General features: G+C 44.2%; 12 protein-coding genes and 8 pseudogenes. 10 read left to right on the forward strand and 10 right to left on the reverse strand.

Annotated features, from left to right (window positions below; all coding sequences use genetic code 11):
• Positions 1-196: 196 nt before the first annotated feature.
• A pseudogene (gene glnE / locus PKHYL_RS09340) lies at positions 197-3,060 on the reverse strand (bifunctional [glutamate--ammonia ligase]-adenylyl-L-tyrosine phosphorylase/[glutamate--ammonia-ligase] adenylyltransferase).
• A gap of 398 nt (positions 3,061-3,458) precedes the next feature.
• Here glnE and tusD point away from each other — a divergent pair.
• Genes tusD through PKHYL_RS09360 form a run of 4 tightly spaced genes read left to right on the forward strand, consistent with a single transcriptional unit; the run spans position 3,459 to position 5,038 of the window.
• A complete protein-coding gene (gene tusD / locus PKHYL_RS09345; RefSeq protein WP_212563599.1) occupies positions 3,459-3,923 on the forward strand; it encodes a sulfurtransferase complex subunit TusD in 465 nt (154 codons plus the stop codon).
• Between the two features lie 52 nt (positions 3,924-3,975).
• A complete protein-coding gene (locus PKHYL_RS09350; RefSeq protein ID WP_071001450.1) occupies positions 3,976-4,299 on the forward strand; it encodes a hypothetical protein in 324 nt (107 codons plus the stop codon).
• Positions 4,300-4,352: 53 nt separating this feature from the next.
• Positions 4,353-4,682: a hypothetical protein gene (locus PKHYL_RS09355; RefSeq protein ID WP_071001449.1), complete on the forward strand. Its 330-nt coding sequence runs from the start codon at positions 4,353-4,355 to the stop codon at positions 4,680-4,682.
• On the forward strand, positions 4,679-5,038 hold the full coding sequence (locus PKHYL_RS09360; RefSeq protein ID WP_240365000.1) for a TusE/DsrC/DsvC family sulfur relay protein: 360 nt from the start codon (positions 4,679-4,681) through the stop codon (positions 5,036-5,038). The genes PKHYL_RS09355 and PKHYL_RS09360 overlap by 4 nt, the downstream gene beginning before the upstream one ends.
• A 92-nt stretch (positions 5,039-5,130) precedes the next feature.
• On the opposite strand, the gene PKHYL_RS09365 is transcribed toward PKHYL_RS09360, so the two are convergent.
• Positions 5,131-5,691, reverse strand: coding sequence for a tRNA (cytidine(34)-2'-O)-methyltransferase (locus PKHYL_RS09365; protein ID WP_240365001.1), 561 nt, complete (start codon positions 5,689-5,691; stop codon positions 5,131-5,133).
• A 293-nt stretch (positions 5,692-5,984) separates the two neighbouring features.
• Here PKHYL_RS09365 and PKHYL_RS09370 point away from each other — a divergent pair, with 293 nt between their 5' ends.
• Entirely contained in the window at positions 5,985-6,092 is a 108-nt protein-coding gene (locus PKHYL_RS09370) for an entericidin A/B family lipoprotein (protein ID WP_240365002.1), read from the forward strand.
• 101 nt (positions 6,093-6,193) lie between these two features.
• Here PKHYL_RS09370 and hemW read toward each other — a convergent pair.
• Positions 6,194-7,465 (reverse strand): annotated as a pseudogene (gene hemW, locus PKHYL_RS09375) (radical SAM family heme chaperone HemW).
• A gap of 520 nt (positions 7,466-7,985) precedes the next feature.
• Here hemW and PKHYL_RS09380 point away from each other — a divergent pair.
• From PKHYL_RS09380 to accC, 4 genes and pseudogenes are all read left to right on the forward strand, one after another.
• On the forward strand, positions 7,986-8,474 hold the full coding sequence (locus PKHYL_RS09380) for an EVE domain-containing protein (RefSeq protein ID WP_240365003.1): 489 nt from the start codon (positions 7,986-7,988) through the stop codon (positions 8,472-8,474).
• Positions 8,475-8,819: 345 nt separating this feature from the next.
• A pseudogene (locus PKHYL_RS09385) lies at positions 8,820-10,190 on the forward strand (MATE family efflux transporter).
• Positions 10,191-10,466: 276 nt separating this feature from the next.
• Complete coding sequence (locus tag PKHYL_RS09390) at positions 10,467-10,859, forward strand: acetyl-CoA carboxylase biotin carboxyl carrier protein (RefSeq protein WP_240365004.1); 393 nt, start codon at positions 10,467-10,469, stop codon at positions 10,857-10,859.
• Positions 10,860-10,984: 125 nt separating this feature from the next.
• Positions 10,985-12,346, forward strand: coding sequence for an acetyl-CoA carboxylase biotin carboxylase subunit (gene accC, locus PKHYL_RS09395; protein ID WP_071001443.1), 1,362 nt, complete (start codon positions 10,985-10,987; stop codon positions 12,344-12,346).
• A gap of 238 nt (positions 12,347-12,584) precedes the next feature.
• On the opposite strand, the gene PKHYL_RS09400 is transcribed toward accC, so the two are convergent.
• Both PKHYL_RS09400 and leuA read right to left on the reverse strand, forming a co-directional pair.
• Positions 12,585-13,130 (reverse strand): hypothetical protein, encoded by a 546-nt coding sequence (locus tag PKHYL_RS09400; RefSeq protein WP_240365005.1) that lies wholly within the window; start codon positions 13,128-13,130, stop codon positions 12,585-12,587.
• A 279-nt stretch (positions 13,131-13,409) separates the two neighbouring features.
• Positions 13,410-15,193 (reverse strand): annotated as a pseudogene (leuA, locus tag PKHYL_RS09405) (2-isopropylmalate synthase).
• A gap of 221 nt (positions 15,194-15,414) precedes the next feature.
• Here leuA and PKHYL_RS09410 point away from each other — a divergent pair.
• Positions 15,415-15,901, forward strand: a pseudogene (locus tag PKHYL_RS09410) (Lrp/AsnC family transcriptional regulator).
• 22 nt (positions 15,902-15,923) lie between these two features.
• Here the strand turns inward: PKHYL_RS09410 and PKHYL_RS09415 are convergent.
• The 5 genes and pseudogenes from PKHYL_RS09415 to PKHYL_RS09435 form a co-directional block, all read right to left on the reverse strand.
• Positions 15,924-17,180: a YbfB/YjiJ family MFS transporter gene (locus PKHYL_RS09415; RefSeq protein WP_240365006.1), complete on the reverse strand. Its 1,257-nt coding sequence runs from the start codon at positions 17,178-17,180 to the stop codon at positions 15,924-15,926.
• Positions 17,181-17,307: 127 nt separating this feature from the next.
• Positions 17,308-18,650 (reverse strand): annotated as a pseudogene (locus tag PKHYL_RS09420) (ABC1 kinase family protein).
• A gap of 81 nt (positions 18,651-18,731) precedes the next feature.
• Positions 18,732-19,522: pseudogene (locus PKHYL_RS09425) on the reverse strand (HesA/MoeB/ThiF family protein).
• Positions 19,523-19,566: 44 nt separating this feature from the next.
• Positions 19,567-20,439 (reverse strand): peptide chain release factor N(5)-glutamine methyltransferase, encoded by an 873-nt coding sequence (gene prmC, locus PKHYL_RS09430; RefSeq protein WP_240365007.1) that lies wholly within the window; start codon positions 20,437-20,439, stop codon positions 19,567-19,569.
• 48 nt (positions 20,440-20,487) lie between these two features.
• A pseudogene (locus PKHYL_RS09435) lies at positions 20,488-22,025 on the reverse strand (AmpG family muropeptide MFS transporter).
• Between the last annotated feature and the right edge of the window lie 198 nt (positions 22,026-22,223).

The following is a 22,223-nucleotide window of genomic DNA, read 5'->3' on the forward strand; positions in this document are numbered from 1 at the left end:
GCTTCATTATGACGAACACTTGACTGTATTATAATGATGTGTGACCGATTATATCACTGGCCGTGTTGGCAAATGAAATCTTTTGGTTTGAGACCCTATAGTTTTTAATTACGGCTCCCAGCTAGTATGAAGCCTTACAGTTTAAGCGCCTCTTTGGTTATCAGCAAGAATAAAAACAAATCTCAAAATTACTCTATTACTCTTTGACAGATTTTACGCCCATTAGATGCTGCCATTGCGCTTGTACCAGTGCGCGTGTCTCTTGCCAAAGAGACTCATCGACCAATAATGATTGCTCTGATAGTGCCAGTTGATGAGTCGCAGCACGTATTCTAAGATAAGCATCTGTTAATGCCTGACAGACTTGCTCCTCCCAAATACCAAGTGAAGCAACTTCTTCAAAAATACGGACATTATCACTCCATTTGGTCAAGCTTGGATGCTCATGTGAATAGGCCAATACCGCAAACTGCGCTAAGAATTCAATGTCTACAATACCGCCTGCATCTTGTTTGAGTTGAAACTTGCCCGCTTGCTGTTGCCACTGGCTGGTGCCTAAGTGCTTCTGCATTTTGATACGCATACTGGTGACCTCAGAGCGTACTTGCTCTAACGTCCGCGGCAGCGCCAGCACATCTCGGCGAATGTCACAGAAGCGTGCAGTCACTCGTCTGTCACCACAAATCGCCCGAGCGCGCACCAGTGCTTGATGCTCCCATGACCACGCTTTGTCCATTTGATAAGTTTCAAAGGCATGACAGGACACGACCATCATGCCAGCGTTGCCCGACGGACGCAGACGCATGTCAATCTCATATGCCCTACCATCTCGCGTTTGGGTATTGAGATAATTCATCAGCTTTTGTACCAGACGTGCGGCAAACTTCATGCCACTCACTGACTTCTCACCTGTGGTCATGCCCTGCTCTTTTATCTTATGTAAGAATACCAAATCCAAGTCGGAAGAATACGAGAGCTCTAAACCACCAAGCTTGCCATAACCGATAATCGCAAAACCACAGTCAGCCTCAGTGACTGGATCGCCATCTTGACCGATAGGATAGCCATAACGATTGACGATTTCGGCAAACGCTCGCTCTAGCGCGGCTTCTAGTACCACTTCAGCAATATAAGTCAGTGAGTCTGAGACTTTCATGATTGGACGCTCAGCCAACACATCGCTGGCAGCCACAGCCAACACTTGGTTTTTTCTTGAACAGTCGCAGCACACTCAGTAGCTCTTCTTCGTCATTGGGTTCGACACGCAATAGCTGTTGGCGCAGGATGTCACGCAGCTCAGGCTTATCTGGCAGGTGGCGATAGTGTTGCTGTAAAAGGTGTCTAACAATACAGGATACTGTGCCAACTCTTTGCAATCCACGGGCTCGCCGAGAGCATCGGAATCAGCTCAATCGTTGCATTGGGGTTTTCTGCAATCATGACCAAGTAGATTGAACGTCGGCAAATGGCTTCAAGCAATGCAATCAATCGCGGTAAGGCAGCATTGGCAAGTTTTTGCTGCTCTTGATGGGCTAATAGCGCGTGGACAATGACAGGATACGCATCATCTAAGCGCTCTCGGGCCTCCTCGCTGAGGTTGGCAACCATCTTTGATTGCCAAAAATTCTGCAATAACTCGCGATTTTCTTTTGTTAGTACCTCATTTAAACGCGCAATTTGCGCTTCTAAATGCTCAGGCTCTAAATCATTATCCTCGTTATCAGGTACTTGGCGCTCTGTCACCATACGTTCAAATGGCACATTAACATTGTCTCGATGAGCATTTAATTGGGTCAGTAATGCCTGCCAATCATTAAACCCAAGCGTCACTGCAAGATTATGCTGCCAATAAGCATCATGCGGCAGTCTTTGGGTTTGCTGATCGTTAATGGCTTGAATCGCATGTTCAAGTCGACGCAAAAACCGATACGCGGCTTGTAAGTTATCGTAGGTAATCTGCTCTAGATATCCAAGCTCACGCAACACTTGCATCGCCTCCAAACAAGGCTTTACCTGTAGCTGAGGATGCCGACCACCGTAGATCAGCTGAAACGCTTGTACAATAAACTCAATATCTCTGATACCGCCCGCGCCAAGCTTAATATTGTCTAGATCTTCACGCTGTGCAACTTGATTTTGAATGAGCGACTTCATCTCCCTGAGTGCTGAAAACGCGCTGTAATCCACATAATAGCGAAAGACAAATGGTTTGATTAGCGCCTGAATCGCATCATAAAATGGCTGATCTATCTGCCCAACGACTCGTGCTTTTAGCCAAGCAAAACGCTCCCACGCGCGTCCATGCAACGCAAAATATTTTTGTAACGCTGAGAGATGGATGGCCAAATCACTGCCATCACCCCATGGACGCAAGCGCATATCAACCCGAAAGACAAAGCCGTCAGCCGTTTTATTATCAAGCAGCTTAATAATCCCTTGACCCAGACGAGTCATAAAACGTTTATTGTCTATGCTACGCGTGCCCTTTGCCTTGTCACCATTGGTTTCGCCGCGCGCTTGATGTACAAATATTAGGTCAATATCGCTCGATAAATTCAGTTCCTGAGCACCAAGCTTACCCATGGCCATGATGGCCATATCATCGATCTGCACATTGCCTTGTTCATTGATAAAGGTTGGCTCACCGTATTTAGCAATCAAATGCTGATAGGTATAGTCCTTGGCAAAGGAGATACAACCGCCTGCAAACTCTGATAGCTCATCAGTCAATTGCTCAAGACTAATCATCTGCAAGGCATCTTGCCAAATCCAGCGCATCATTAACAACTTACGCAAATTACGTAAGCCACTCATGACTTTCGTTTCATCGGCGAGTTGATAGTTTTCATCTAGCGTATAATCTTGTATCAGATCATCGATTTGCTGACGAGTCAGCGTACTGTTCAGGGGGTAGCTACGCAAAAATGTTTGGCAGGAAACCGTTCGGCTCTCCCAAATTTGATAAGCAAACTCACTGGCTGTTTGCAGTACTTGCAGTTGCTCTGCTGTCGGCTGATAATCTGTACCACTGTTCATACGTGAGGGCATAGCAGGTAACATAGTGACAAAAACTCCTTACATAGAATGGTAAGACTACGTGAACCCAACTCATAAGTTTATTGTTTTTTCTTACGAGACAGTCACAGCATCAGATGAACATACTCAATATATCATTACAAAACATAAAGCCCTGTTTAGTAACAGTGACTCTATTTGCTTTGAGTCGCTTTATGGTAGCATAAACGTCTTTAATCGAAATGCTTTGAGACAGCTTCATTGCAGCGCACCTTTATACTCAATAAAAATAGCGTTTTGACTCAATGGTATTAAGAAGTATTAAAGTTCGACTATAAATCGATTAGATTACTTTACACAAAACATTTATAGCCTTTCAATAATATTGTCTCACCCTTATAACACTCTTCAAACGCTTATTTATAATATGTGATACTGTCCCTATGACTACTACCCCGCTACTACTCATTACCGCTGATCCTAGTCACCCATTAGCGCATTTAGCATTACGTTATGCGCGCGCGTATCTTAAGAGCGCATCAGCTGATCATAATATCGACAGTCACGCAGACGATATCGTCAATAAAGAAGGCATCGACAATCCTATCACCAAACGGCCATTGCTCAATGTCTTTTTTTATGGGGATTCGGCGCATCTGGCGAATCGGCTACGCTGGCAGTCCGCTGATCAAATGAATTTGACCAAAGAATGGCAAATATTGGCTGAACAATATCAGTTGCCACTGCCTGTTTGTGTTAGCACAGCTCTTAGCCGCGGTGTGAGTGACACAGACAACAGTACCCGCCATCAGCTTGATGGTGACAATCTGGCGACAGGATTTACGTTGGTGGGACTCAGTGAGCTCGCTCTGATGATGCAGGATGGCTGCCGCTTAATACAGTTTTGATAGCGTATCCATTACGACATTAGCCTGCGATAAATATATTTAGGAATACATGATGAGATTATTAATCCAGCTGCATACACCCACCGAAGCAGCAAGCTACGAAGGCTGCGCTCTGGCACTGACATTAGCGACATTCGGTCATGAAGTGCAGCTGTACTTGGATGCACCTGTTTTTGGCTTATTGATGCAGCCTGAATCACGTTTGCACGGTATGATTCAGTCGCTTGATCTTTACGACATGCCAGCGGCTTGGCTACCTGATGATGTCTTTAGTGGTTGGGTGATTGGGATGCTGCCAGTAGATCTGACTTCACAGCTCATGCTGGTGCCAGAAATGATCCGCTCGCAAGATTTTGAGCAGATTTTAACTTTTTAATTGGCAATATAATCAGACTTATAAAATAATAAAGTACACACTTGGACACTGTTATGGCAACTTTATATCAATTACACAGCACGATGGATACCCTCAGGCGCAGTGCTGAAGAGATGTCTCGCACTTGGCGTACTGGCGACAGTATTATCTTACTTGGCACCACAGCCGCTTTTATTGACTGGCTCAACGCCTATTTGAATGATAGTGAAATAGATGGTATTGCAGGTATTTATGCATTAGCGGATGATATATCGCAGCTGACAGTTAACACTGCTGGCAAGCTAAATTTAGAGAGCAAATTGACTGATATTTTAACGGATGAAGAATGGATTAGCCTATCTCAGGATAGTCAGTTTGATAAAGTGGTGACGATTGCCTTATGACGACTCATACCTCTACGACAACTCATACTGCCACAGCATCGAGCGATATTGCATTAGATCAAGATGGGCATTTGTGTGACCATACGATTTGGACACCTGATATCGCACAACAGCTAGCAGACACGCTAGATGTCAGCCTAACGAGTGAGCACTTACAAATCTTGCAGCAAGTGCGCGCGTTTTTTGTCAAATTTAATCATGCGCCAGCGACTCGCCCATTGATTAAATGGCTACAGAAAACTTTGCCTGAGCACGATATTAGCAATCAAAAACTACAGCAGCTATTTAATACAGGATTGGTTGCGCGCCATGTCAACCGTCTAGCTGGGCTACCCAAGCCGCCCAATTGCCTATAAAAGTGTCTTTTTTAACTGTAGCTATTTACCAAGTGAGCACTGATGAATGAGTCATATCATCGACTCATTTGGTACATCGCTACTTTGGATCGCTATTTCGGATCGTAGACTGTCAGCGTTTCATAACCGACACTTCGTCCTTCATCACCCAAGAATCCTTGCTGTCGCCATATTTCATACAAGCATATGGCGACACTATTGGATAAATTGAGACTGCGCGAATCAGCCAACATTGGTAATCTCAACCAATTATCAGCACCGATATCTTCCCGTATATCATCTGCCAGACCTGCTGTCTCTGAACCAAATACTAACGCGATATTGGGCATGGTTTTATTGTCAGGTTTTTCACTGTCTGCTTGCCCGCCAAAATCATAATCATAGAATGGTTTGCTCAGTTTGGTGGTCAATGCGGTGACAATATGGCAGTCCGCTGATTGCAAGGCTTGCCTCGCTGCAGCCCAATCTTCGTGCACCTGCAAATGTGCATATTCGTGATAATCAAGGCCTGCGCGGCGTAGTTTTTTGTCATCAAGCTCAAACCCTAACGGTCTGACTAAATGCAGCTGCGCGCCGCTGTTGGCACACAGTCGAATGATATTGCCAGTATTACTCGGCATTTTTGGGGCGACCAACACGATATGAATGGTCATATTTGTTTACTCCACAACTAGTCGATGCTCTGTTATTTAAATTTATGAGCGGTAGGTAATTAAAAGTTACAGTTTACTGCCAATAATTACATTTTGATACTGTGCAGGGTTTTTAACTTTCACTATGATGTCTGTAATGGATAGCGAGATAGCATTTATGCATGACTGTCTCATCCAATACCCCTTCAGTGAAGCTTGAGCAAGATACTTAGCGTCACTGTTGTTATTTATAACCATTCATTTATCTTTGAGGATACTATTATGAAAAAGTAATCATCGCATCTTTAGCTGCTATGTTTGTTCTAACTGGTTGCAACACGTTTAAAGGCCTTGGCCAAGACGTATCAAGCGCTGGAAATGCTGTAACTGACGGCGCACAAGACGTACAAAATAAAATCTAAGGTCTGCTTTTTTTAGATTTTTTGAGGGACTTACTATTTTGTAAGTCCTTTTTTTTGGTCACGAATTCTTTATTCTAAGTAGTTACTGCACATACACTTTATCAGATGCTACAAAAAGCACGCAATATCTGATTGAGATAACGCTGACCTAACAATGTTGGTTGTAACTGAGTTTTACTATCTATCAGTAGCCCTTGCTTAATCAACTTGTCTACTTGTGTGGTAACGCTTTCAAGCTTAAGCCCTGTTCTCTGCTCAAACAACGCCCAAGCAACACCGCCATGTAAGCGCAGTACATTTAACATAAACTCGCTAACCAGCTCATCTGTATCGATTGCTTGCCAACCAACCATTTTTGGTACGTTTTGAGTGCTCTTGGATGTTTCCGTCTCTATATCTCCTACATAATCTTTTTGGCAAACGTGATTTGCTAAAACGATAGATGCCAGATTCTGCTAACAAATCGTTTTCTGATTTATCACTTTCCTTTGACGGCGCGCTACCCCTGTCTGCGTGACAATCAATCGTCACTTTACCATGTGCACCAGCACCTATTGCTAGATAGTCGCCAAACTGCCAATAGTTGATATTGTGACGGCAAGGCTTATCTGACTCGCCCGCCCACGCAGACACCTCATAATTGCTGTACCCCAGTTGCTGCAACAGCGCTTGCCCCGCTTGTTCGATATCTGCCAAGTTGTCTTCATCGGGTAAAATAGGCTGGCTACGATAAAACACCGTGTTGGGCTCAATCGTTAATTGATACCAAGAGATATGCGTTGCGCCAGCATCGTGCGCCATTTGAATATCATTTAATGCTTCGTTCATGGTTTGCTGCGGCAGACCATGCATAAGATCGACATTGACTCGCGTAAATCCAGCAGCCTTAGCAGCGCGTATCGCTGATAACGCTTGTACAGGATCATGGATACGTCCAAGCACTTTGAGCTTATCAGCGTCAAAGCTCTGTACACCGATAGACAATCGATTGATACCAACCTCTAGATACTGAGCAAATGGTGCATGCTCGAGTGTTCCTGGATTGGCCTCCATCGTAATCTCAATGTCCTCTGCAAATTCAAAACATGACCGCAAACCAGAGAACAGTCGCTGATACTGAGCAATTGGCAATAGTGATGGTGTGCCACCGCCAATAAATATTGAGCTGATTTTACGGCCTTGCGCCAATGACTGTTGCATATTCGCATCCAAAAGGAGCGCATCGACATAATCATCATACATAGACAGCTGACTGTCTATAGGCAGCTCATGCGAGTTGAAGTCGCAGTAAGGACATTTTTCACACACCACGGGATATGGATATAGAGCGACAGTGGAATGCTCGTCACATCTACAACGCTAGTCTCTGTCATCTTTTCTGTGAGTTGTAACGTATCAAGGTTATTTGGCGAGCTATCAGCATTCATTTTGGACATAAATAAACTTATTGTGTAATGGGCAATAATGATCAGTATCAAAAGTATCGCTAGGATAACGGCTAGATGATATAAAGAAAAGCCTAACTGACGTAAAACTATTAACAAAGCCACGCATAAAGCCACGCACAAATTCCCTATTCACCATGGTAACTTGCAGGCAGTATATAAAAAGACTATTAACAGTACAGCATCCAAAGCGCAGCGCTGTATTCAGAATATAGTCAATCCTAAATAAAACAGATACATTATATATCAAGGTGGAACTGGTCTAAATTTTCCTTACGTGCTGTGCCTACGCTGCTCGATGCTGCGAAAAATTTATCCCAGTCACACTGTATCGTTTTTATACTGAATTCACTATATAACCGTTACATTTGCGGCGCGCTTGAAATCTGCTTAATAAAAAACCACCCTGATAATATTAAATTTAAACATGAAGCAAAGGATAAGACATATGGCTTATTGGCTAATGAAATCAAACCCAAAGTTTTTTGGTATTCACGATTTACAACGGCTCGGTACAGATAGCTGGGATGGTGTCCGTAACTACCGCGCTCGCAACTTTATGCGCGACGACATGAAGGTTGGTGATAAGGTATTCTTTTATCATTCTAGCGCAAGACCCTCTGGTGTGGCTGGTATTATGACGGTCAGTCAAGCAGGTTACCCTGACCCCACTCAGTTTCATCCTGAGCATCGTCATTACGATCCTATTGCAACCGAAGAAGAGCCACGCTGGTATATGGTGGATCTCACTTTTGAGCAAGCTTTTACAGAGGTGTTGCCATTATCAGCGCTGAAATTTTTGCCTGCGCTTGAGGACTCTTTACTGCTGAGAAAGGGCTGCGAGCAATTAACGGTCATTCCATTAGAGCCCAAACACTGGCACGCGATTATGAACATGGCCGAGACACTCGAACTCCTGCCAGAACACACCGATTAGCTCGACCCTCTATCTACTGATCATCAATACCAAGGTAAAAAAATCCTAAGATGAGTATTCACATAGTATCTCTAAATCGTTGACATCATAGTCTGGCTTCTTTACCATCTTATGTGTATATGACCTGTCAATCTACTGCTTGGATTGACGGGTTATTTTTATTTTAGTGCCTTCACTTTTATTTTCTGACTCTGTCTGTATAAGCTTGCTCATATTATTTATCGGAGTATCATCGTCGGCACGACTCTTCTCATACTGTGTCAATATTGAATTGACGACGATATTTGCTTATTCATCGTTACTACTTTCATAACAATTACCGCAAAGAATAAAAAGTTGCTTACCATGGTTTTCCCATTATCTTTCAGAGACTTTAAAAGCTACAGTTTACGCTTAGGGGTACTCGCCCTACCTATCTTGATTACTCAGTTTTGCCAAGCAGCGCTTGGGGTTGTCGATGCCATTATGGCAGGCCAAGTATCTGCGCTTGACTTGGCAGCTGTGGCAGTTGGATCTGGCATTTGGCTACCGCTGTTTTTGTTAGCAACAGGTGTGTTGATTGCCACTACCCCTCTCATTGGTGAGGCTGTCGGTCAAGATCAGCATCACCATGTTCCTCATATTACTCAGCAGTCTTTGTGGACAGCAGGCGCTCTTGGCCTTATTGGTTTTATTGTTGTCAATTTGGCACCCAATGTCCTTGGCATCATGGGTGTGCCTGAGAATATTCAGCCTATAGCAACACAATATTTGCATGGTGTGTCTTTTGGTTTCCCTGCATTAGCTGTCTATGCTGTGTTACGCAGTTATTGCGAAGCGCTTGGTCGACCTGAGCCAGTGACGGTTATTAGCATTGTCGGTCTACTCGCAGATATTCCTCTGAACTATATTTTTATCCATGGTTTATTTGGCATGCCCGAGATGGGCGGCGCAGGCTGCGGTGTGGCAACAGCACTGGTATTGTGGATAAATGTGTTGTTACTGGCGGCTTATACCAGCGTCAGCAAGCGGCGGGAATTTGCCAGCACTCGCTTTTTTTTATGGATTTGCGAGTCCAAATCGCACACAGATCAAAAAACTTCTAAAATTGGGGATTCCTATTGGTGTCTCTATCTTTTTTGAGGCAAGTTTATTTAGTTTGGGCGCTCTTGTTATCAGTCCGCTCGGAGAGCTTGCAACAGCCCTCACACCAAGTAGCGTTATCAGTGACGTCACAGCTGTTTATGATACCGATATCTGTTGCGATGGCACTCACGATTATGGTCTCAAATCGTTATGGTCAAAAAAACCTCTTAGCCTTACGTCAAGTACAAGCAACTGGACTTGTCTGGACCGTATTGATTGCGCTCACTTGTATGCTTGGTATATGGCTATTTAGACCAGAGTTGGCAGCAGCATTTACCGATAATCCAGCGGTCAGAACGGAGTCGATGCACTTGCTCATTTTTGCCCCTTGCCTATCAGTTATTTGATGGCTGGCAGGTCAATATCGCGGGTATATTACGCGGCATGCAAGACACCACCATACCGATGTGGGTCACGCTTTTTTGCTATTGGTTAGTGGCGCTACCACTAGGTATCTATTTAGTGCGTTTCACTGATGTTGGCGCTCAAGGCTTTTGGATGGCATTAATCACTGGCCTATTCTTATCTTCTATTCTATTGACCCTTCGTTTGCGCTATCAGCAAAGACGTTTAACCGCGCTGTGGGGTTGAAACTGATTGATTAAAACGTCACACCTCATAACCATTGCTAGCGATATATGGTCACATAGACTATGATAAATCGTAGATGATTTCTTGCTAAAAAGATGGCTTACGTCAAAATATGTAAAAAATCTCAGTTAACAACTGTACATTGATTGCTCATTACTCTGAATCTAGGTATCATTAGCAACTAATTAGACAATATTTAGTTACACTATTTTCGAATTTAGTACAAGGTCAGATAAAAACTATGGATATTGAAAAATACGCACCCTCATTGCCCTTATGGAAGAAAGTGAACTGGTTAATTTAGAAATCAGTTCAGACGATGAGCATATTAGCTTGACTCGTCACTATGATGCGCCTGCACCAGCCATGATGGCCGCACCAACTGCTAGCGCAGCGCCTATTGCTGCTGAAGGAAAACCTGCGGAAAAAGCGGGTAGCGTCGAAAACTCGCCAATGGTTGGTGTTTTCTATTCAGCGCCAAGTCCTAACGACCCACCATTTGTAAAAGTTGGTCAAAAAGTTCAAGCGGGTGATACTCTAGGTATTATCGAAGCGATGAAAATTATGAACCCTCTTGAAGCGACTCAAAGCGGTATTGTTGACGAAATCTTGGTAGATAATTCTGAAGTCGTACAGTTCGGCCAACCTGTCATACGTTATAAAGCGTAACGATATTTGCCATACTTTATTTCATTATGGCTGGTTTTTGATATAGGTATCGCATCAAAGTCAAATAACAGGATGCTAGATATCAAAACTTGGTCAATAACTGATGCTTCGACAAGGATGAACCCATGATAAAAAAATTGCTCATTGCCAATAGAGGTGAGATTGCCCTGCGCATCGTTCGAGCTTGTAAAGCGCTAGGTATCGAAACGGTAGGCGTCTACTCTACTGCTGATGCCAACTTGATGCACCTGCGCTTTGTTGATGAGGCAATTTGTATTGGTAAGCCTAATGCCAATCAAAGTTATCTTGATATTAATACTATCTTAACTGCCGCTGAAATCACTGGCGCGGATGCTATTCATCCGGGTTATGGTTTTTTGTCTGAAAATGCTGAGTTTGCTGAGCGCGTAGAAGAAGCAGGATTGACCTTCGTTGGCCCTAATGCAGATCACATTCGCTTGATGGGTAATAAAGTCTCTGCGATCAACGCCATGAAAAAAGCGGGCGTACCAACCGTGCCTGGCTCTGTGGGTGCCGTTACGCTACATAATGCTGAAGAACAAGCGCGCAATATCGGTTTTCCGCTATTGATCAAAGCGGCTTCTGGCGGCGGTGGACGCGGTATGCGTGTGGTTGAACGTTTTGATGAGCTGGTCGGTCAAGTGCAGGCTGCTAAGCAAGAAGCTGAGCTTTGGTTCGGTGATGATACTGTCTATATGGAGCGCTATCTTCAAAACCCGCGCCACGTAGAAGTACAGGTACTGGGTGATGGCAATGGTAATGCTATCCATCTGTATGACCGTGATTGCTCATTGCAGCGTCGTCATCAAAAGGTACTAGAAGAAGCGCCTGCGCCAGATATCCCAGATGATGTCCGCGAACCTATCCTGAAGGCCTGTGTGAGAGCCTGTGAGCTTGTGAAATACCGCGGCGCTGGTACGTTTGAGTTTTTGTTTGAGAATAATGAATTTTTCTTTATTGAGATGAATACGCGCGTACAGGTTGAACATCCAGTAACCGAGATGATTACTGGTATCGATGTCGTCGTTGAACAGCTAAAAATTGCAGCCGGCTATGGTTTATCTTATCGTCAAAGTGAGATTGAAATCCAAGGCCACGCGATTGAGTGCCGTATTAATGCTGAAGATCCAGCAACTTTTGTTCCTTGCCCTGGTACTGTCAATCAACTGTTTGCGCCAAGTGGCGCAGGTGTTCGATTCGATTCACATCTATACCCTGGCTATGAGATACCGACTTACTATGATTCACTCATTGGTAAGCTTATCTGCCATGGTCAAACTCGTCAGCAAGCGGTTGCTAAAACCTTACATGCATTAGATGAATTGATCATTGAAGGCATCAAAACCAATATACCGCTACACCGTGATGTGATTTTGTCAGATGATAATTTTGCCAAGGAAGCGCAAAACATTCATTATCTCGAAAGAGAGCTTCTAAACACAGACAAAGCCGAGAAAGAGGCATAGATCAAAACAGCGCTAAGCTGTAGTTTGCTTACTCGTACTGACTGGGACAGTAGTCATTTCCCATAAAAATCAATTTCCACAAAAAAAGCCGCTATCGATATAGCGGCTTTTTTATGCTTAGTAGATGTCGAATAACTCGTGCAATATGATACAAGCCACTTATTATGGCAATACTCTATTAAAAGTCATAAAGCACTCTGTACCGTCAGGATCAGCACACCACTGCATCTGATTGCCATCATGGTATAAAAAACGCAATCAACGCTTCGTCACTTTGATCCACTTGGTTGCCTGAGCAGTCTACTTCGTTATTATCATAAATCGTCTTGATAGCGATGACGGGCAGGCCTTCTTCGCGGTGTGTGACTAGATAGCGACCGTATGTCCACTCTTTGCCACTGACCGCCCACATCTCATTGTCCGCGCCAAAATTATATAGCTCACGGCATTGGTTTGACTTATTTACGGATGCCATTAAGTTTTTGCGGCTTGTTGGGTCAGCGTTCACGATGCGCGCTTCACTTTGAGTGATTATGCCACCGTCCATATCAGCTACCACCTTAGGCTCTGAACTGTTTTTTTGCAGACTATTCGATGATGCCGCTTGCTGAGCTTTCGCGTCTTTGGTCATGGTGATAGAACTGTTTAAATCTATCTCCCACTGTCCTGTAATGGCTGGACTAATATGCGTAGTGATTGTCGGCTCAGTAACTGTCTCACCATTCACTGGCAATGAAGCCAGAATAGATGCCAATGTAAATGAAGCAAATGATATAGGTTCCATGATTAACCTTTTATTTATAATATTTTATATACATTAGCGTAAGTCGTAGACACCAAAAACACAAGTAACATTATGCTATTGGGCAAAATACCTTAATCCAAACGATAAGCAAAACCTTAGTCAGTAGTGACGTTGGAAGTAAGATAATGCCCGATAATCTAGTCGCTTTCTACTCATAAAAAATGACACCGTAGCTTTGCTTGTTGAGTACAAAGAGCTACGGTGTTATATATTTATGAAATCAAGACCAGTAAAGTATTACGATATAGTTATCTAATACTAAGCAGCTGCTACACTCAATGCTTGAGCAAAGGCTGATAACGCCCCTTTTAGCATGGCTGAGACCGTGCTACTACATGTACCGATGCCAGAGTACACTTCGCCATCTACATTCAGCTGAATATAAGCGGCGGCATTTGCATTCGTTTTATTATCACTATTGGTATCATCATCGATACCGTTACCACTATTATGATGCGGGTTAATGGCATGCTCTGCATAGTTAATAATATGCAATGATTTACCCGTATGCTGTGCAAGACCGTCGATAAACGATGATAATGGACCATTACCCGTACCATCGATATCAATGGTGTCGTTATTCATCTGGACTTGGCCGCTGAAATACACCTCACCGCCTTTGTTACTGACACTATAATCTAGTAACTCAAACTTACCTTGCTGCAAGTAGGTATCCTCAAAGGTTTGTAAAATTTCATCATTTTGTAATTCACGGGCAACCGCTTCCGCTTGCTTTTGTACCACACGGCTAAAGTCAATCTGCATCCAACGTGGTAGGTTAAAGCCATAATTACGCTGCAAGATATACGCAACACCACCTTTGCCCGACTGACTATTGATACGTACTACATCTTGATAGCTACGACCAATGTGCGCAGGATCAATTGGCAAATATGCCACATCCCACACGTTGTCCGTTTCGCTCTGATGATTTTCATTGTAGTCGAGTGACTTCTTAATGGCATCTTGATGTGAGCCGCTAAAGGCGGTAAAGACCAATTCACCCACATAAGGATGGCGCGGGTGTAGCGGTAAGTTATTGCACTCGCTCACAACCTGTACGATTTCACTCATGTTGCTAAAATCAAGCTCGGGATCGATACCTTGGCTAAACAAGTTCATGGCCATGACCATAATGTCCATGTTACCTGTACGCTCGCCATTACCAAGCAACGTGCCCTCGATACGATCTGCACCTGCCAAAACACCCAATTCGGCCGCGGCTACAGCACAGCCACGGTCATTATGAGTATGAAGACTAATAATGACATGCTCACGCTGAGGAAGATTGCGGCAGAAATACTCTACTTGATCCGCAAAGACATTCGGCATAGAGGCTTCAACAGTCGCTGGCAAGTTAAAAATCACCTCTTGGCCTTGTTGTGGCTGCCACACATCACAAACCGCATCACAAACCTCTACTGCGTACTCAGTCTCTGTTTGACTAAAGCTCTCTGGCGAGTACTGAAACACCCACTCAGTCTCAGGGTATTTGGCCGCATACTCTTTCAATAATTTGGCGCCAGTGATAGCAATTTCTTTAATTTCGTCTTTGTTTTTGGCGTAGACTTTTTCGCGTTGCACACGGCTGGTTGAGTTGTAGACATGGACGACGGCGCGTTTGACGCCTTTTAGCGATTCAAAAGTACGGGCGATCAAATGCTCGCGCGCCTGTACCAATACTTGTAGCGTCACATCATCAGGCACATGGTTTTCTTCGATAAGTTTACGGGTAAAGTCAAATTCAACCTGCGCCGCTGATGGAAAACCAATCTCAATCTCTTTAAAACCCACCTCTACTAAGGTCTTAAAAAGCGCATTTTTTGTTCAATGGTCATTGGATCAATCAGTGCTTGGTTACCATCACGCAGATCCACACTTGCCCATATCGGCGACTTCTCAATTGTTTTGCTCGGCCACGTACGATCTGGCAGCGATGGCGCAAAGGCAAATGGACGGTATTTACGGAAGTCAAAAGCGGCATTTTTCGGTGTAATCTTTGCAGTCTTTGCGACTACCGTAGGCGTGGTTTGGTCAGACATAATCAATCCTTAGATGATATGGTTATTTGTATGTTTAGCTAGATGATTAGCTGTTGTTTAGAATTGTATTTATCATACGAGATAACGAGTAGTTACACCATAATAATAGCAAAGTTTAGCGAATAGAAACCTGCTATTTTTTACTTTATTTTCTATGATTTTAGTGAAAAAACCCAATTTAGTAGTTACAATCAACTAAATTCACTATCAAGGTACTAAAAATGCCAGAAAGTCATTTTGGAAGTATGGGCACAATAGATATAGATGACATCGATAAGCAATTATTGCGCTTGTTACAGACGCAGGCACGTATGAGTATCACGGAGCTTGCTGAGCGTGTCAATCTCTCTGCCACCCCTTGTGCCCGCCGTATTAAACGCTTAGAAGACGCTAATATCATTACAGGCTACCATACCAAAACCGATGCGCAAAACTGGGCTATCCGCTCGCCGTGTTTATCGCCGTCAGTATGGATCGTCATACGGCTGAGCGTTTTGAGCAATTTGAGCGTAGCGTTCAGAGTTTTGATGAAGTTGTCAGCTGTAGCATTGTTACAGGACGTACAGAAGACTATCTGATTAAAGTCAGAGTGCGTGATATGGCACATTATGAGGGAGTTTTTATTGCATCGCCTCAATCGTATTGAAGGCGTTGCTCAAGCATACCAGTTTTGAGCTGCGCGAGGTATTCAGCCGTAGCGTCGTATAGAGCGCTCATGGCGTTAAAAATGCTAAGCGAGCGTTGGTGACTTTCTACGAAACATTATTATCAAAATCAGTCCAATCATCAATCCAATAGCAGCGACCAGTAACCCTGCATTGAAATTGCCCTCCTCTCCTGCCAATGCTACCGTCACCAAAGGTCCCAAGAACTGCCCTAGCGCATAGGCGAGCGTCGCCAATGCAATCAGTAAATTAGAATAAGCAGGATTGATATTTTTAAACAATGTGAGGGTCATCGATACCATACCGACGAAGGTCAACCCTAGAATAATAGCATTGCCGTATAATCCAAGCGCACCATCAAACCATATAGGTAAACACATGCCAAACGCTTGTAATACCGTGAGACCCATGAGGGTTTTTACCTCACCGATGCGTTTGGCAAGCGCGCCCCATAACGGGTTTGATAGCATCGCAAAAACACCAACCACCAACCAAATCATCAATCCAGCATAGGTCTGTGTCGTTAAGCGCTGCGCTGCCATAACAGGCAGGAAAGTTGCTGAGCTGATATAGCCAAATCCTGCCAATATATAACTCATAAAAAGTAAAGCAAGCGCTTTATAGTGTCCAGAAATCGCTTCATATAAAGAGCGTTTGAAGTTCAAATAGCTCTGATGCACTGAGACGTGCTGTTTCAAATCGGTCAACTGTGACTCCAAACTATTTACTGGTTTGGGTTTTATTGCGTAGAGGAGCCATATCAGCGGTAAACTGGTACAGCCTGCAACCAGCCAAATCACATCAAAGTGATAGCCCAATGTTAGAAGCCACCACGTCACAATGGCAGAAGCACTAATACCAACGCCAATGCCTGCATAATGTACGGCCGAGAGTACAGAACGGCGTTCGGGGCTCAGGTTTTGAATCACAAACGATGAGCTCAATATCATCGCTACCCCGCTTGCAATGCCTGCGATTAGGCGAATGATATACCATAACGTGAGCGACATATTTGGTATAACGAGTAGCATTGTTGTGACAACACTGATTATTGCCCAAAGCGTCATCGCCTGCCATGTCGCACGCTGAGGCACAAACATAGCAATGAGGGCACCGATAAAATAACCGATATAGTTGATTGATGCTAGCCAGCCAGCAATCGTCGTTGATAGTGACAATTGCACCATAATATCAGGTAGAGTGGCGGTAAAGAGAAAGCGTCCATAGCCCATGACAACTGCCAAACAGTACATACCGATACAGGCAATGGCCGCTTCATTGGTGATGGTAGGAGCGACACGGCTTTTAATAGCAGTCATCATGACAGCGCCATTTTTGTGGCAATTAGCACACAATCCTTTGTGTTAGATAATTAAAAGCAATAGTAAAATAAGTAGGAGTCAAACAGTTATTAGAGCTATTGGGACATCATAAAATAAAAACAAACCCCTACAATACATCTAACGTGGTTGTCCCTATCGTATCCTGTCCTAGCATTTGTACACGCTGATCGCTAAACATATCCATGTCAGGGGCTAGCGTACGCATAAACCGATCAAAATATAACATCTGCTTGGTCAATAAAGCAAAGTCGCGTGGAAAATGGATACCATGACGTTTGCCAACTTCGACAATCTCAAGCATCATTTTATTGAGCTCGTCAGCTTGCTCTTTACTGTTAAAAGGCACACCGCTGGTAAAGGTCTTATCTTCTGCCATGATCGTTATCATCATGCGCTCTAGATCGTTACCTAAGGCAACCACATCAACTTTATTGCCACCATGCGTCATTTCCATGTCAATCATATAACGTGCCATCGCTTGATAGTCACTGTCTTGCATCGCTTGCATCATACCCATGCACGCACGCCAGCTCTCGGCTTTTAATTTACCGACAATACCAAAGTCTAAGAAACCAATACGTCCATCGGTTAATAGCATCAAGTTACCCGCATGCAGGTCAGCATGAAAACTATTGCACAGCATAAGACTGGCAAACCAGGTGTTTAATGTATCTGCCATGATTTGCGCAGGATCGCTGCAATACTGACGCATGAGCGACTCATCAACCATAGAAACCCCATATAGGCGGCTCATCGTCAATACACGCTTGGTGGTCAGATCGTCATACACTGTTGGTGCCACTACCCGAGTATTACCTGAGACGGCTAAGAACTGCTGAAAATCGCGGATGTTTTGTGCTTCAGCGATAAAATCCGTCTCGGCAAGCATACGCAGGCGAATCTCATCGATAATTGGCGCGATACTTGCGAACTTCATCGATGGCATCACTATTTCAAGCAGCTTGGTCACGCCATGCAATACGCCCAAATCGGTCTGCATAATCGTCTCGACGCCAGGCTTTTGTACCTTTAGCACCACTTCATCACCATTATGCAGACGGGCAGCATGAACCTGAGCGATAGAGGCAGAGGCTAGCGGCTCTGAGTCAATATGCGCAAACTTATCATCAAGGCTCATACCATCAGTCGCCAGCTCTTCTTTTAGCACCTGCTCGATATAAGCATAAGATAATGGCGTGGTTTGATCCAAGCAGCTCTGGAAAGCGGTGACATAATCACGTGGAAACAGCGAGGGTGTACTAGCGATAAACTGACCGATTTTGATATAAGTCGTGCCTAACTGCTCAAAGGTTTCTTTGAGTAGCATTGCATCAGGTTTCTCCCCTTTGCCACTCTTAGCGCAGACAGACCTGCCACACTCGCGGTTTGGCGAACACGGTTGACGACATTAAAGGTATGCTTTAACAAATGCGGACGATGAATTTTCATAAAAAACAACTATGGTAATAGAAAGGATTTGAAAATAGATAATTTCGAAAATAGACTAAAAATATATCAAAGACATAGTATTCAATCAGGGCTACTACAGACTGGGCATTCTGGATCTTTTCTGTAACCCATCAGCCGCTGCTGCATCTGCCTACCATCCCATATAAGCAGTTTATTTGTCAGTGGATTTTTGGTTAACCCCAGATACTGCAAGGCGGTATTGGCTTGTAGGTTACCCATAACCGCAGTGGTACTCGCAAGCACACCTGAATTGGCACAGGTACGCTCATCGGCAACCTCATCATGCACAAGCGCGCCAAACACGCAATGATAGCAACCTGTGTCTAGAGGTGGCTCAAACAGCGCCAGCTGCCCTTGCATCGCAATTGCCGAGGCAGATAATAATGGAATCCGATAATGGACGCTAATGCGATTGATGACGTCACGAGTCGCAAAATTATCCGTACAGTCTAGTAATAAGTCTGGCTTACCAGAGGCTAGATCGAGCAACTCATAAGCATTGTCTTCATCTAACCGCGCTACGGTGCCGTAAGCTTCTATCAAGGGTTGATGCGCGCCAGCATAGCCGCTGCTGTCAGCGCTTTGGACTGACCGATATCTTCTGGCAAAAACAGCGTTTGCCGTTGCAGATTGCTTGCCTCGATCGCATCATCGTCAATCAGATGCACATAACCAACCCCTGCACGCACTAGTGTCTCAGACGCTGGACAACCAAGGCCGCCTGCGCCTATTATTACCACGCGTGCTGACTTTAATCGCAGCTGAGCATCCATATCCCAACCGTCGAGTAGTATTTGCCGTGCATAACGGAGCAGCTCATCATCTGATAGCTGTGCCAAATCGTCTGCCATATTTTTGCAACCTATAATTAAAAATGTCTATCCATAAAGCCTATTTATGGATATTGCCCTACTGTGACACGATCATTACCACCGTAATCTTGTACCGTGTGTACTGACTCAAAACCATTCTCCAAAAATAACCGTCGAACCGCAACCCCTTGGTCATGGCCATGCTCGATAGCCAGCAGTCCTTTTTTGCACAAATAAGACGGTGCCTGCTGGACAATATGCTCAATATCAGCCAAACCATGATTGGGTGCACTCAGCGCGCTGATCGGTTCAGCGGTTAGACCTGCCAAATGCTCGTCTGCCTCATCAATATAAGGCGGATTTGAGACAATCACATCAAACCGACATTCGTCATCAGTAGATAGCGCTTGATACCAACTGCTTTGGATAAATTCAATATTAGTGACACCATTAAAATCCGCATTATGCCGAGCAATATCGAGCGCCTCAAGCGACAAATCAACGGCGACCACTTGCCAATTGTCTTTTTTTAATTCATGAGCCAAACTGATAGCAATACAACCTGAGCCTGTACCCAAGTCAAGTAAGCGCTTATGAGGATTAGATACTGGCTGAGCATTAATCCAATTCAATACTTGCTCGACCAATACCTCGGTATCGGGTCTGGGAATCAAAGTATGCTCATTGACCACAAAATTCAGCGACCAAAATGCTTGTTGACCCGTCAAATAAGCGAGCGGCGTCCCTTCTTGCATCTTAACCATACCAGTATAAAACCGCCTTTGCTCACTTTCTGTCAGCTGATAATCTTCGTCAGTAATCAAAAATAGTGAAGGTTTATCAATAACATATAGCAGCCAATCCGTTGGCCAAAACGACGGTATCTGACGATTTGTCTCACCATTCATCAGTTGACCAATTTGCTGCTTTATTTGACGAATGGTCAATGCGGTCATAAGTCACTCTTAAAGATATCGTAAATAAAGATAAAAGTACTGCCAATGCTACTCTGAAGCGCGCGGTGGCTCATTGGTATCGGTCAGGTTTGGATTTGCTTTCGCTAGTTTGTCATCACCATATATGTCATCATTATCACCAATCACAATGTGTTTATCGACCAAGTAGATTAAGATCAAAATTGGCATACCAATCGCAAAGGTGAAAATAAAGAAAAATGGATAGCCCATATTGTCAACGATAGCCCCAGAGTAGCCACCCATCACCTTAGGTAGCAACGTCATTAATGAGGAGAAAATAGCATACTGTACCGCGGTAAAAACGAATCGAGGTCAAGGCAGACAAGAACGCAATGAATACAGCGCTGGCAAGGCCTGCCGCTAGATTATCAAAAATCACTGCCACGTACATATGCGGCAAGCTACCAGGATGGTAAGTGAGCAGGACAAATAATAAATTCGTCACACAAGCCAAGATGGCACCGACCATCATCGCCTGCATCATACGCAGTTTTTGGAGCCAAAATACCACCCAAAAAGCCACCTGCAATAACCATGATGACACCAACCAGTTTCACAGCATTGGCAATGTCTGTCTTACTGAACCCCATGTCTTGATAAAAGACGTTCGAGATGACCCCTGCGACGATATCAGAAATCCGGTATAAACCAATCAAGGCCAGTAGCAATAATGCTTTTTTGCCATAACGACGGAAAAAATCAACGACTGGTTCGACCCAAGTGGTATAAGCCATTTCTTGTTTGACCACGCCCACTTTGACAGATAAGTAACCCACAACTGATGCCACCAGTAAGCTGGTTAACAGATGGACAACTTCAAGTAAAAAAGCAAACATCACACTGTCTGTCTCTGGCAGTAACGCACCAACATTGACAAAAGCGATGATAAAAGCGGCGACCGACAATACAAATACCAATACCAAACGGGCATAGTCAGAGGCGGGACGATCAATACGTATCTGCTCGCTCACAGGCTCCCGAATTATCAGCGTGGTCACCACACCTACGCCCATCACTGCTGCCATGATCCAATAAGTATTGCGCCACGCTTCGTAACTATAAAACTCTTCAGTCGAACCGAAATAATCTGCCAAATAGAGCGCACCTGCGCCTGCAAAAATCATCCCTAAACGGTAGCCTGCGGTATACATTGCCGACAATACTGACTGAAAACTCGCAGGGGCAAGCTCAATACGATAGGCATCGACCACAATATCTTGCGTGGCGGATGAAAAGCCTAATAGCACGGCTGCCATGGCCATATAGTGCAAACTGCTCTCATCGGTCGGATTGATGCTGGCCATCATATAAATCGCCAAAATAATTAAGAGCTGTGCAATCAAAATCCAGCTACGACGGCGGCCCAGTAATCTAGTCAATATCGGTAGCGGCACCGCATCTACTAGGGGCGCCCAAATGAACTTGAACGAATATCCCAATGCCGCCCAACTAAAGGTCGTCACTACACTGCGATCAAATCCCGCCTCACGCAGCCATAACGACAAGCTGGAGAAAATAAGCAAAATAGGAATACCAGCCGCAAAACCCAAAAACAGCATGATCATAGCACGCCGATCAAGATAGGCTTTCGCCGCCTCGCCCCATGATTTTTTTGGCGATGGGAGGTTTAGGTGGTACAGATTTGACAGCAGACATAATAACTCACCAACAATTGAGACAAATAACACAACTGCGCACAATTTTTATCAATCTTTAGAATCAGTTATCCATAAAAAGATCGATAAAAATTGCTCTACGTTGCA

Source organism: Psychrobacter sp. KH172YL61, from assembly GCF_007182895.1.
Taxonomy (GTDB): domain Bacteria; phylum Pseudomonadota; class Gammaproteobacteria; order Pseudomonadales; family Moraxellaceae; genus Psychrobacter; species Psychrobacter pacificensis.

Coding starts and splice junctions, on each gene's coding strand:
- tusD (WP_212563599.1), top strand. CDS start 3,459: ATGACTACTACCCCGCTACTACTCATTACCGCTGATCCTAGTCACCCA.
- PKHYL_RS09350 (WP_071001450.1), top strand. CDS start 3,976: ATGAGATTATTAATCCAGCTGCATACACCCACCGAAGCAGCAAGCTAC.
- PKHYL_RS09355 (WP_071001449.1), top strand. CDS start 4,353: ATGGCAACTTTATATCAATTACACAGCACGATGGATACCCTCAGGCGC.
- PKHYL_RS09360 (WP_240365000.1), top strand. CDS start 4,679: ATGACGACTCATACCTCTACGACAACTCATACTGCCACAGCATCGAGC.
- PKHYL_RS09365 (WP_240365001.1), bottom strand. CDS start 5,691: ATGACCATTCATATCGTGTTGGTCGCCCCAAAAATGCCGAGTAATACT.
- PKHYL_RS09370 (WP_240365002.1), top strand. CDS start 5,985: ATGTTTGTTCTAACTGGTTGCAACACGTTTAAAGGCCTTGGCCAAGAC.
- PKHYL_RS09380 (WP_240365003.1), top strand. CDS start 7,986: ATGGCTTATTGGCTAATGAAATCAAACCCAAAGTTTTTTGGTATTCAC.
- PKHYL_RS09390 (WP_240365004.1), top strand. CDS start 10,467: ATGGAAGAAAGTGAACTGGTTAATTTAGAAATCAGTTCAGACGATGAG.
- accC (WP_071001443.1), top strand. CDS start 10,985: ATGATAAAAAAATTGCTCATTGCCAATAGAGGTGAGATTGCCCTGCGC.
- PKHYL_RS09400 (WP_240365005.1), bottom strand. CDS start 13,130: ATGGAACCTATATCATTTGCTTCATTTACATTGGCATCTATTCTGGCT.
- PKHYL_RS09415 (WP_240365006.1), bottom strand. CDS start 17,180: ATGATGACTGCTATTAAAAGCCGTGTCGCTCCTACCATCACCAATGAA.
- prmC (WP_240365007.1), bottom strand. CDS start 20,439: ATGACCGCATTGACCATTCGTCAAATAAAGCAGCAAATTGGTCAACTG.